This is a genomic window from Wolbachia endosymbiont (group A) of Melieria omissa (genome assembly GCF_964031125.1).
Classification (GTDB): Bacteria; Pseudomonadota; Alphaproteobacteria; order Rickettsiales; family Anaplasmataceae; genus Wolbachia; species Wolbachia pipientis.
Window position 1 is genome coordinate 559,939 of record NZ_OZ035007.1, and the last position, 12,207, is coordinate 572,145.

Below are 12,207 nucleotides of genomic sequence, written 5' to 3' on the forward strand. Positions count from 1 at the left end.
TTCATTTAAACTTAATCAAGTAGGAGTATTATTAACGCGAAAAGAGTTTAATTAGAGATTTAAGTGATATGGCGCGTGAGGAAGATATAAACCAATTAGTAGAAAATGGATTTGATATTAACTCAAAAGATGCAAGTGGAATCACTCTCTTGCATAAGTTCACAAAAGAAGGCGATTTAGTTGGAGTAAAGTCATTACTAGAGCACGAAGCTGATTTCAATGTCCTAGACAACGAAAATAGAAACCCTCTGCATTACGCCATTATGCATGGACACAAGAAAGTTGCTAAACTTTTTGTTAACCAACTGACAATTAATTCCAAGGATAAAAATGGATTCACTCCACTGCACCTTGCTGCACTACAAGATGACACGGAATTAATAGATTTTTTGATAACAAAAGGCGCAAAAATTAATGAAAAAGATGCCAAAGAGGGCTATACTCCTCTTCATATAGCTTCACTATACGGTTCTAAAAAAAGCGTCCAAATTTTAATTGATAGCGGAGCAAATCTCGAATGTGAAGATAACAATTTTCGTACTCCTTTGTTTTTAACCATTTATCAATGCACCGCACATTATGACAGCAGAGCAGAAATTATAGAATATCTGATAAAGAAAGGTGCAAATATAGAAGCCAAAGATGCAGAAAATAACACTACGCTTTTCCTAGCAGCGTATAACAACAAAATGCAAATAGTAAAACTTATTGCAAAAAAACAGCAAGCAAGTAACGATAAAATTAAACTTAAAGAGTTTTTTTGCACAAAAAACAACCATGGTTTTGATGCGTTAGATTGCGCTATTGAGCATAATAATAGAAAAATGGTAACATTTCTTGTTTCAAAGGGAATAGAAGCAAACGATCAAGATTTTAATGGTAACGCTAGGCTGCATAAAGCTAGCCATAATGGTAACACTAAAACAGTTAAGCTCTTATTGAAGCTTAAGGTAAACGTTAATGCTGTTACTAAATGTAACAGAACTCCCTTGCTACTCGCAGTTAAAAAAGGCCATACACAAATTGTGAAAATGTTATTGGAAGTTAGAGCCAATATGAACATTTGTGAGCAACAAGGTTTTGCACCTCTACATCTTGCTGTTCAAAAGGATTATTTTGATATAGCTCAGTTGTTAACAGAAAAAGGTGCAGACCTTAACATTAAGTGCAATAACGGTCATACCGCAATAGATATGTTCATTAGCAAGGCTCATAGCAAAAAAAACATCGAAGAAAATTACAAAAAATTTTGTAGATTTTTGATGCTTTACCTGAAAGAGCTACATAGTAAACACAAAGCCTGTTATATACTTTCAACCCTAGCTCTAAGCTTAACAATTATAGGCTTACCATTTATTTTCAAGCCTATTATTAAATACAGAGAAAGAAGTAAAATATATAAAAAAATTAGGGCTATGCTGGTCTACATTTAAGTACAAGAAGAGTATACAAAAAATACATAGCCAAAGCTAATACACGACAATTATCTGCTCGATGAAAATGAGATTAAATACATTTTTAATATTTTTATAGAAATCTATTAGTATAGATTTTGTATGCTGTTCTAATGGCTATTTTTAAATGCTTAATACTCCTCTTCATTATTTCTTGCACACATCTACCTACCAAGCAATATCCTATTAACATAGACAATTATAAGCACGATTATCCGTTGCAACAATATAACACCTCTTTGGAGATTAATGAACCGGCAATACCAGAAATTATGCCTTTACCAATAGAGTTTCCCGATCTCACAATCAGTAATCAGCTTATTTCTATTAATGTTAGTGAAGAAGTATCAGTAAAGGATTTGCTGATTGAGATAGGAAAACTTTCTGACGTTAACTTGGATATGGACCCAAAAATATCAGGTAATATTATTTTAAAGCTAAAAGATAAGGATATAAACGAAGTAATTCAGAGTATAGCAAATAGCGCCAAACTGCGTTACTCAACAAGTAATGGTGTAATTAGAATTGAGCAGGACTTGCCATACGCACAAAATTATTACGTAGACTTCATCAATATTCAACATTCTGCTCAAAGCAGTTTCGTCATTAATAACAATATTACTAACAATGATGGAAGTAACGTTGATAGGGACTATAACAATGTTATGAAGTCTCAATACAGTAGTGACTTATGGAATTCATTAGAAAAAGGCTTGAATGCAATAATGGATGTTAACGGGGTGGATGATGGCGAATTCCTTTCATCCAACAGAGAAGCTGGTGTTATTATTTTGAATGCTAGAAAAGATATCCACAAAGCTGTTGAAGAATATATTAATAAGGTTAAGAAGTTAGCGTCTTCTCAAGTAATGATAGAGGCAAAAATAGTTGAAGTTGTGCTAGATGACAAATACCTTTCTGGTATGAACTTAAATGACTTACAAGATGGAACTAAGTCTATAATAAATCAAGATAACTCCATTATTAACCTAGCAATGAACTTTGGTGCAAATGATCTAGGAGATTTAGTAAAAAATTTAGACAAATTTGGCACTTCAACTGTAATTTCAAGCCCCAGAGTACATGCTATAAATAATCAGCAAGCGATGATTTCATTTACTAAAAACCATATTTATTTTACCTCCGATATACAAAAAGATACTAGAAACTCTAATCAGACCTTAATTACCAAGATGAATAGCGTCCCAATAGGTGTTGTGCTAATAATCCACCCAAGCATTAACATTGATACTAGTGAAATATTCATGGATATACATCCAACTTTATCAAGAATTAACGGCTACACTAAAGATCCAGATATAGAGTACGTCGCACAGCAGAGTAAAATGAAATTAAATAGCGACATTCCAATTGTTGAAATCAGAGAAATGAACTCTATGTTAAAAATTAAGAGCGGTGAAATTATGGTAATCGGCGGGCTTATAGAACATAGAGAAGATAAGCAAAGCTTATTGCATCAGAAATCAAAAAGGCTAGCGAATAATATTAGAACAGTAGAAACTGTCATTTTTTTAAAAGCAACAATCGTACCAACATTTGGTTTGTTAGATAGAAAAGATAAGAATTTATATATATATTAAATTATCACTAAAAATTAAATATCAAACCAACTTCAATATTGTGAGTAGATATGTCATCTGCAACAGGTATCGGAACGCTAAAGTAACGATAGCCGAGAAAGGTTTTGATTTCTGGGATTATTGAATAATCAACACCAAGTTTTATTTGATAAGCAAACCAAGGAACATTCAGTGGCATTGAATTTTGGGGTGACCCATTAATCCTTTTTAATCTAAAAACTGTTGGTCCTATACCAAGACCGATGTACGGAGCAAATTGTGTATCCTGAACGCTGGGATTATAATAGAAGTTTAACAAAAACGCAAATATACTTGCTGATTTATCAAATACCGGAGGAGAATTACTATCTTCAATATTGGCTATAGAATACGCGGCTTCAAAATCAATTTTACCATTTTCTCCAGCATAGTAACCTAAAGACATGCTGCTAAACCACTGGAAATCAATTTTACCATCAAATTGCTGTATACTTTTAATTTCATCTGCCACTATATTTTTTATTATAAAACCATAATGACTTTCAACTAAAGTTAGGACTCTTTTTCCTATTTCTTGTATACCCTTTACAAATATTTCTGAATTATCATGGTATACCTTACCACCGTTAGCGCTAACATAAAAATCAAGTTTTTTTGATTTTTCTTTTGTAGGCTCAGCTTGATCTGCAATACGTGACCACATATTTTTCTGATCAGCTACTTGGAAAACAGAAGGTGGACTACTTTCAAGTTCTTGATATTTTATTGGTATTTCTTTTGCAGTAACCTCCTCAGAACGTATCACACTTTTATTATTGTCTGTTTCTAATTTTAAGGGTTGTACTTGCTCAATGTGTGTATCATTACTAATATAAGTAATAAAAAAATAGACACATGAAATGAAAATCAAAAATAAAGTAATAGATATTCTAGTTATCATAAATGAATTCACAATTATCATTTACAGTATAATTACTATATCGTATATTTCTTCAATGTACAAAAATTAAGAAAAAATATTTCCAATTAGATAATTATTTTCCACTCCTTTAACATTAACTTTCACAATACTCTTGGCTTGAGCTTTTGATTCAAGCTTTATTAATGCAAAATTTTCTGCTCTACCGACATTATTTTGCTCAACCAGAACACTTTGCTTAGTTTTGATCAAGGATTGACAAAAACTGCTCATAATTTCTTTATTTACTTCTCTTAAATTTTTTACTCGTTCTTTACGCACATTCTCTGGTACTTGTGGCATTCGTGCAGCAGGTGTATTTTTCCGCTCTGAATATGGAAAAGCATGTAGGTAAACTATATTTGTTTTTTTCAGTAAATCAACTGTATCCTGAAACATTTCATCAGTTTCTGTTGGAAATCCAGCAATAATATCAGCGCCAAATGCTATATTAGGCCTCAAGCTCTTCATTTTATGACAAAATTCTATCACTTGTTCTCTGTTGTGACGACGCTTCATTCTCTTTAGTATTAAATTATTACCAGATTGTAGACTCAAATGTAAATGAGGCATAAGTCTTGACTCATTAGCTATTAAATCCATTAATTCGTCGTCAACTTCAGCAACATCGATAGAGGAAAGTCTTAGCCTCTTCAACTCTGGTATATCCTTTAAAACTCTCCTAATCATTGAACCAAGTGATGGCTTACCCAACAAATCTGTACCAAAGTCAGTAATATCAACCCCTGTAAACACTACTTCTTGATATCCATTTTCTACAAAGATCCTGATTTGCTCTATAATACTGTTTATTGGCACAGATCGATTATTCCCTCTTGCCTCAGTAATTGAACAAAATGTGCAGCTATGATTACAACCATTTTGAATTTCAATAAATGCCCTTGACTTATCTTCAAATCCATTAATTAGAACAGGTTCTACTTGGTTATCACTGACCAAGATTTTATCGTCATTTAGTAAGTAATTTTCAGCTTTTAGCTTATCTTGATTACCGAGCACTTTACTTACACCAGGAATGCTACTGTAAACTTCTGGATCCAACTGAACAGCACAACCAACTACGATAATTTCTTTATTTGGATCATTTTTGTAAATCTTACGTATCTTTTGCTTTACCTGACGTTCTGCTTCGTTTGTCACTGCACAGCTATGCACCACAACAACATTTTCTCTCTTTGCTTTTTTTAATGCTTCTTTGATTAACTCGCTCTCGTAAAAATTTAGACGACAACCAAATGTTATCACTTCATTCATGTTAGTATTTTTTGCTTTAATAGACCTAAATTATATCAAATATCCAAGCAAAGTCTCTTGCATGACTATTTTTTTGTAAATAAATGCTATGCAAGCAGCAGACACTGGGATCTCAACGATTTTCACTCAGACACAGTATCACTCCTTCGCTTATTATAGTCTTTTGACCTTTTTAAGATACAATCCGGATTGGATACTGAGTTGGTGAGTATAAAAGTATAGCTTCTACGTCATACCGCTGCGGTATCTCTTAGCCGCTAACAAGTAGCGGGATGACGATTGTCGGTGAATCTAAGTTACCTTAGCTACATTTCTAGCTGTAACTATAAATGTATGGATTTTTTATCGTGCCATGTTATAATTAACGTCTTGCTAAAAATTAAATATTGATGAATGAACTAAGAAAGTTAAGTATTACACAAATGCATGACGGGCTCAAAAAAAAGAGTTTTTCTGCCGTTGAACTCGTAGAGGCGCACATCAGTGCGGTTGAAAATGAGAAATTAAATGCATTTATAACAAAAACCCCAGAGATAGCAATGAAAGCTGCTAAAGCTGCAGATGAACATTTCTCTAGGCAAAAGGATGATTTAATCTCGCCGCTCATGGGTGTACCAGTTGGCATCAAAGATCTATTCTGTACAAAAGGAATAAAAACAACAGCATGCTCAAAAATGCTGGAAAATTTCGTTCCGACTTACGAATCTACGGTGTCTGACTTGCTTTTAAAAAGTGGAGCAGCCATGCTCGGTAAGCTTAATATGGATGAATTTGCTATGGGTTCTGCGAACACAAATAGCTATTTTGGCCCTGTTGAAAATGTGTGGATTAGAAAAAGCGATGGGGAAAAAGTTGTTCCTGGTGGATCATCTGGTGGATCTGCAGCATCGGTGGCTGGATTTTTATGCGCTGGAGCACTAGGGAGTGACACCGGTGGATCTGTGCGCCAACCAGCAGCTTATTGTGGAGTGGTTGGAATAAAGCCAACTTATGGAAGATGCTCGCGTTTTGGTATGATTGCATTTGCGAGTTCTCTAGATCAAGCAGGAGTCATTACTCGTTCTGTCTCTGATTCAGCATTAATGCTGGAAGCAATCTGTGGCTATGATACAAAAGATTCAATATCAAGCGAAAAGCCAGTGCCTAAATTTTCTAGCTTTATAAATGGTGATGTCAAGGGTAAGCGTATTGGTATACCAAAAGAATATAGGATGGATGGAATTTCAGAGGAAATAGTCCATAATTGGGAGAAAGTTGCTTCCTATTTAAAAGAAAATGGCGCTGAAGTTGTTGACGTTACTCTGCCACATACTAAATATGCAATACCAGTCTATTATTTAATTTGTTCTGCTGAAACTTCATCCAATCTTGCTCGTTATGACGGTGTGCGTTATGGGTTCAGGGTTGATGCTGATACCCTTGAAGAAATGTATTCACTAACAAGAGCAGAAGGTTTCGGTAAAGAGGTGAAAAGAAGAATTTTAATTGGCGCTTATGCGCTTTCCTCAGGTCATTACAATGAATATTACGAAAAAGCACAGTGTATCAGGGCATTAATCAGAAATGATTTTATAAAAGCGTTTGAAAAAATAGATTACATACTTGTGCCATCTGCTCCAACAGAAGCTTTTGGCTTAAATGAAAAGCCAGATCCGCTAATTATGTGCATCAATGATGTGTTTACTGTGCCGGCAAGTCTGGCAGGATTGCCTGCTATTTCTGTTCCTGTTGGGCTCTCCAATGAGGGTTTACCACTTGCCTTGCAAGTGATTGGAAATTATTATGATGAAGCTGGAATATTAAATGTGGCAAGTGTGATAGAGCAAAATTGCGGCAGAATAATTAGACCTCTTGCATAATCTATTTTTTGATAGTAATTTTTGCATTAAAATTTGCTTACGCTCCTCAACGTACTCTATGGTTCCATTTTTAGATGAATAGCAAAAACAGGGTATATTAATCTGTTTACAAAATTTTCGTGTAACAGTTCACACTTAATTAAACCATACGCGTCAAGTTAAGGAAATAAAGGTATGAAAGAGATAGAATAATAAGGTATAAGTTCTCCCAGATATACTTTTAGTGAGAGAACCAATGAATAAAATAACTTGCTTATCAAAAAAGCTCAAAGAATTTTTTAATGAAAAAGCAGAGAAAATCTCAATTACAACAAGGTTTATAAAAAGAAAGAGAAAGCTAAAAGGTTCATCATTCGTAAAAGCCATGGTCTTGGGTAATATAGGAGTTGATAATTGTAGCGTAGAAACAATGTGTCAATTACTAAACGAGGACTCGATAGATATAACAAAACAAGGTTTGGATTTTAGATTTACTGAAGAAGCAGTGGAATTTATGAAAAGGATGTATAATGAATCTGTGATTCTCTTTAAAAATATCTTGCAAGTTGATTGCAAAATCTTACAGCAATTTAATAGTGTTAAATTATTGGACAGTAGCTATATTACTCTACCTAACAGTATGGAAGAGATGTATAAAGGTTATGGTACTAGCTACAGTGGCTATGAAAGCAATACTAAGTCTGGAATAAAGTTACAATTAGTTTTCGACTACATGAATCAGATAATAGACCAACTTAATTTAACGGAGGGGGTAAGATCAGACCAGGGATATAGGAAACATTTAAGTAATATATTAAGCAATGATTTGCTAATATCTGATCTCGGTTATTTTGTACCAAGTTCTTTTAAACAAATCAATGAAATAGGAGCTTATTTCATAAGTCGTTATAAATCCGATACCAACATATATGATGTAGAAACAAATCAAAAAATGGAGTTATTAGAATGTTTAGAGGATAAGTTATTTTTAGAAAACGAGGTATTGTTAGGAAAAGAAGCAAAAATTAGAGTAAGAATTATATGTCAGAAACTAACTGAAGAACAGTCTATGGCCAGAAGAAGGAAAGCTAATAGATTAGCAAGATCGCAGGGATATACATCCTCTAAAAGAAATCAAAAATTGTTGAACTGGTCAATATTTATAACTAATGTTCCAGAAAATAAAATTAGTGCTGAGCAAGTATTAACGATTTACAGAGTAAGGTGGCAAATTGAGTTATTATTTAAATTGTATAAAAGCCATATCAGGCTTGATAAGCTAAAAGGAAAGCCATGCAGAGTATTATGTGAACTATATGCTAAATTGTGCGCAATTCTTATATTTCACGGCATAGTTGGTTGCACAGAAGTGAAAAAGAATACAGAACTTAGCTTAACAAAGGCATTTATTGAGCTAAAAAGGCGGGTTAGAGAGTTATTTTTAGTATTAACCAAAATTAATAGTTTAAAAGCATTTCTTAAAAAACTCACTATAACTTGGTCGCGATTTTCATTAAAAGACAAACGTAGAAGGGCTAGAGTATCCACTTTAACCTCTCTAAATTTGCTCACAATCTCTTAACTTGACGCGTATGCTTAATTAAACAGACTGAATTCTGTAATTTTGGGATGTTGAAAAATTTACCTCACGTTGTCATTCCAGCGCATAACGCTGAAATCCAGATTTATAGAAACGAAAAAACTTGCTTGACACATTTTGCCAACCCCCTTATTACGATGTGTAGTACAATGATACAAATTAAGAATTCCCCCATCCTGTGCTGGTTCTTCGATCTGAAATCCTACTTCTACCTGATCACAACCAATGTTAATTTGTCCTATTAATGCTTTAATAATGCCGCGCTTAGTTTGCCAATCTAGCTGTTCCAGGTTCGATTTTACACTAGAATAAAAATTCTTTATGCTATTTATAATAAGACTTATTCCTTTTTCTACTGCCTTCTGATCAACTACCTTTTTTTTCTCTTCTTCTATCCCTTGTAAGCGTTCTTTCATTTTTCTCATTGTCTGTTTAAATTCTTCCTCGCTTATATATCCTTTCTCTCCTGCATTTTCTTGACTATAATAATCTTCCATTAATTTTTCGATACCTTCTTTTATTTGATTTTCTCTTCTTGCAAACTTTTTCTCTGATGATTCATCATTTTTATTTTCTAATACTCTACGTTGGTATTCCTTTTTTATCATCTCTGGGTTTTTTAGTACATCTTTCACCTTTTCCCATACTGACCTTACCCAGAAAAAGTGGAGAGAAAGAAAGGAGTTTTTTCGGGTAAAATAAAATTTTGGAGGATTAGAAATGGCAAGAGAATATACGGCAGAATTCAAATTGGAAGCTGTTAAGCTGGCAAATGAACAAAGAAAGGTAGGTCAACCAGTTGCAAAAGTAGCAAGAGATCTAGGAATAAGGGATAGTGTATTAGGAAAATGGATGAAGAAATATAACGAAAAAAAGTCAGCGGCAAATGCATTTCCAGGTAGAGGTAACATGGCTCCTTACGACAAAGAGAGGTTTGATTTACAAAGCAAGAGTAACAAGGGAAAGAGACATTTAAAAAAAAGCCCTGGCCAGTCAAAAAGAGTAAAATATTTTTTTATATAGTAACTGCTATAAAGTACAGGAATTATGTAGGATTTTCTGCTAGTGGCTACTATAAGTGGACCACAAGAAAAATAAGCAGTAGAGAATCAGCAAATAAAGAGCTACTCGCAGCTATTCAAAAAATATATCAAGTTTCTAAATGTAGATATGGAGCTCCTAAAATTCATGCTGAATTGAAGGCTTTGGGTAAAAGTTGCAACTTAAAAACAGTGCAAAGTATTATGCAGAAAAATGGTATTCAGGCTATATTGAGAAGAAAATTTAAAATTAAGAAACAACAAACGGACAGTAGCTCCCAATATATTAGACCAAAACTTTATTGTCGATCAACCAAATAAAGTATGGGATTACTTATATAAAAACCAAAGAAGGATGGCTATATTTGGCAACAATAATCGATCTATATTCACGCATGGTAGTTAATGAGCAGTTCAATAAATAAACAATTGGTTATGGACTCTTTATTAATGGCCGTTAACAAGCGTAAACCTGCCAAAAATCTACTATTACATAGTGATCAAGGTTCACAATATACTTCGCAAGGTTATCAATATCTCTTATCCATAAAAAACATAGATGAGTCATAAAGGTTGTTGTTACGACAATTCTGTTGTGGAAAGCTTCTTTAGCTCATTGAAAAGAGAAATACTTATTGATACTTCACAACACTCTGCTCAACAAACTAGAACTGCAATATTTGAATACATAGAAATTTTTTATAACAAACAACGTCACTATTAACTATTGCATTCCTGAGCATTTTGATTCATCATTCTCTTTGTGAAAAACATTCCAAACTTTCTCTCCACTTTTTCTGGGTAAGGTCAGTTTCCATTTGGTTCAAACTCGGATACAATTTCTCCAGAGCTGGGTAATCTCATACCAGAACCATCTGCTGCAATAAGTCTATAGCCTCTCCAACTCAGGTTCATCCTGATAGGCTGTTTGGATGCTTAAATTCTTGAAAGCCTGTATGGCAAATCTTATACCTTGCTTTAGAAAAAGCTTGCTTTGAGGGTACATGTCAATGGCTCCATAAGTTTACATTCTATTCCCAAACTTTTTTTAACTAACTTTAAAATCATAGAAAATACTGTCGAAAAAGCTTGTTCGTGTAAAACTCAACACAATGGATTTTCTGAAAAGTTTTCGAGTATATTGCATTTTTAATTTGTAAGATAAGATCTTTTCCTTTTTGCATGCCTCACCTAAAAAAGACACATTTTAAACTTTTTTGTTGCAATAAAATAGAAACAAAAGTGCTGTCCCTTGCACTCTTTGGATAATTTAATGATAAAAAATTTGGAGAGAAATTTTATACACTATCGCTGATATTTTTCCTTAAGTTGACGCCATTGCCTGAACGGATACATGACAAATCTATCGTTTATCAAATCGTCGGTAAGCCTAAAGCTATAGCCATTAAGCACGATAAAGAAAATCATTCATAATCGCTATAGCAACTAGTGTAGACACTTGACGTTCCTTGTGATTTGATAAATAGAGGTTTTTATCTGACTTCACAACAAGGGCTTCTGGATGACTTTGAAAGTGAACATTACCATGCTTATCTTCAATAGCCTCTATTACCCCCTCACTGGAAAATGCTGCAACTTTATATCCAAGTGACTCCAATTTTCTTCTATTTTCTGGTGTATTACCTACTGCTCCTGAATGAGCATCTGGAAAATATGTTGAAAACCAGCCATTTTCATTAGGTATTAGGAATTTGGCTACTACTTCTGCTAAACGACTATTTGGAACGATCTTTATCTGCTGGAGAGGTACATCCTCTTTCTGTGGATTAGGTGCTGATTTTAAATGAGATCTTTGCTTCTCTTCATCACTCACAACACTCACTACTTCAATTCCCTTTGCATTCATTATGCCTTCACATATGCCAAGTAAATGAATTGCAGGGTTATCATCAACTATTTTTACAATTGCTTCAGTAACAAGCTGGCGATAAGGAGTGGGTGCTGAATGTAAATTATCCGGAATAAATATCCTATTTATTTTGTGCTCTTTAATGAATTGTGCAACTTCAACTTTTATTCGGTCTAATGTTAGCTTTTTTGCCAATGTTTTATCTTGTTTTGCGAGATTAAGTGACTCTGTCTGAATTTTTTTAAGGCTAATTATCTTATTATAATCAATCAGTACAGTCTTAACCACAAAGTTATTAAACATCTCATAGATATTTTGAGATAGCCCAAGTTCATGTGCTTCTTCCGTTTTCAACAAACCAACAACTACGTCATTATTTACTGTATTTTCTGCCGTCAAGACAGTTGACGCTGGTTCTTCTTTTCTGGTTACATGTTGAGATGCCGGTTTTTCACTAACGCCAGCATAAGTAATATTGCTTAATAATAGAACTATAATTAATAAGATATTAAATATTCTGCTATAATATCTATACATATAGTTTACCCTCTCAACACTTATATCAATATCATAACATATTATAGAACGTTTT

General features: G+C 33.6%; 8 protein-coding genes and 2 pseudogenes. 5 read left to right on the forward strand and 5 right to left on the reverse strand.

Translation table 11 applies throughout. The features are described from left to right. Positions 1-68: 68 nt before the first annotated feature. Together ACQH2Q_RS02570 and ACQH2Q_RS02575 are read left to right on the forward strand one after the other, a co-directional pair. Positions 69-1,433 carry an ankyrin repeat domain-containing protein gene (locus ACQH2Q_RS02570; RefSeq protein ID WP_425383575.1) on the forward strand — a complete coding sequence of 455 codons (1,365 nt, stop codon included), beginning with the start codon at positions 69-71 and terminating at the stop codon, positions 1,431-1,433. Between the two features lie 134 nt (positions 1,434-1,567). Beyond that, entirely contained in the window at positions 1,568-3,055 is a 1,488-nt protein-coding gene (locus ACQH2Q_RS02575) for a type II secretion system protein GspD (RefSeq protein ID WP_265023882.1), read from the forward strand. A 7-nt stretch (positions 3,056-3,062) separates the two neighbouring features. Here the strand turns inward: ACQH2Q_RS02575 and ACQH2Q_RS02580 are convergent, their stop codons facing one another. Both ACQH2Q_RS02580 and mtaB read right to left on the reverse strand, forming a co-directional pair. Continuing rightward, positions 3,063-3,974 (reverse strand): outer membrane protein, encoded by a 912-nt coding sequence (locus ACQH2Q_RS02580; RefSeq protein ID WP_070357048.1) that lies wholly within the window; start codon positions 3,972-3,974, stop codon positions 3,063-3,065. A 66-nt stretch (positions 3,975-4,040) separates the two neighbouring features. Beyond that, on the reverse strand, positions 4,041-5,267 hold the full coding sequence (mtaB, locus tag ACQH2Q_RS02585; RefSeq protein ID WP_425383576.1) for a tRNA (N(6)-L-threonylcarbamoyladenosine(37)-C(2))-methylthiotransferase MtaB: 1,227 nt from the start codon (positions 5,265-5,267) through the stop codon (positions 4,041-4,043). A gap of 389 nt (positions 5,268-5,656) precedes the next feature. Here mtaB and gatA point away from each other — a divergent pair, with 389 nt between their 5' ends. Beyond that, positions 5,657-7,126 (forward strand): Asp-tRNA(Asn)/Glu-tRNA(Gln) amidotransferase subunit GatA, encoded by a 1,470-nt coding sequence (gatA, locus tag ACQH2Q_RS02590; RefSeq protein WP_010962643.1) that lies wholly within the window; start codon positions 5,657-5,659, stop codon positions 7,124-7,126. Between the two features lie 235 nt (positions 7,127-7,361). Continuing rightward, positions 7,362-8,687, forward strand: a complete 1,326-nt coding sequence (locus tag ACQH2Q_RS02595) for an IS4 family transposase (RefSeq protein ID WP_264339118.1) — start codon at positions 7,362-7,364, stop codon at positions 8,685-8,687. A gap of 59 nt (positions 8,688-8,746) precedes the next feature. Here the strand turns inward: ACQH2Q_RS02595 and ACQH2Q_RS02600 are convergent, their stop codons facing one another. Beyond that, on the reverse strand, positions 8,747-9,340 hold the full coding sequence (locus ACQH2Q_RS02600; RefSeq protein ID WP_231115873.1) for a hypothetical protein: 594 nt from the start codon (positions 9,338-9,340) through the stop codon (positions 8,747-8,749). A gap of 85 nt (positions 9,341-9,425) precedes the next feature. Between ACQH2Q_RS02600 and ACQH2Q_RS02605 the strand changes: the two are divergent. Continuing rightward, positions 9,426-10,512 (forward strand): annotated as a pseudogene (locus tag ACQH2Q_RS02605) (IS3 family transposase). 46 nt (positions 10,513-10,558) lie between these two features. On the opposite strand, the pseudogene ACQH2Q_RS02610 reads toward ACQH2Q_RS02605, so the two are convergent. Continuing rightward, a pseudogene (locus ACQH2Q_RS02610) lies at positions 10,559-10,929 on the reverse strand (IS4-like element ISWosp8 family transposase); the annotation flags it as partial. A 221-nt stretch (positions 10,930-11,150) separates the two neighbouring features. Further along, entirely contained in the window at positions 11,151-12,152 is a 1,002-nt protein-coding gene (locus ACQH2Q_RS02615; protein WP_264339431.1) for a gamma-glutamyl-gamma-aminobutyrate hydrolase family protein, read from the reverse strand. Between the last annotated feature and the right edge of the window lie 55 nt (positions 12,153-12,207).

What these genes read in the sequence shown, in the direction of transcription:
- ACQH2Q_RS02570 (WP_425383575.1), top strand. Translation starts at nt 69, where the DNA reads ATGGCGCGTGAGGAAGATATAAACCAATTAGTAGAAAATGGATTTGAT.
- ACQH2Q_RS02575 (WP_265023882.1), top strand. Translation starts at nt 1,568, where the DNA reads ATGGCTATTTTTAAATGCTTAATACTCCTCTTCATTATTTCTTGCACA.
- ACQH2Q_RS02580 (WP_070357048.1), bottom strand. Translation starts at nt 3,974, where the DNA reads ATGATAACTAGAATATCTATTACTTTATTTTTGATTTTCATTTCATGT.
- mtaB (WP_425383576.1), bottom strand. Translation starts at nt 5,267, where the DNA reads ATGAATGAAGTGATAACATTTGGTTGTCGTCTAAATTTTTACGAGAGC.
- gatA (WP_010962643.1), top strand. Translation starts at nt 5,657, where the DNA reads ATGAATGAACTAAGAAAGTTAAGTATTACACAAATGCATGACGGGCTC.
- ACQH2Q_RS02595 (WP_264339118.1), top strand. Translation starts at nt 7,362, where the DNA reads ATGAATAAAATAACTTGCTTATCAAAAAAGCTCAAAGAATTTTTTAAT.
- ACQH2Q_RS02615 (WP_264339431.1), bottom strand. Translation starts at nt 12,152, where the DNA reads ATGTATAGATATTATAGCAGAATATTTAATATCTTATTAATTATAGTT.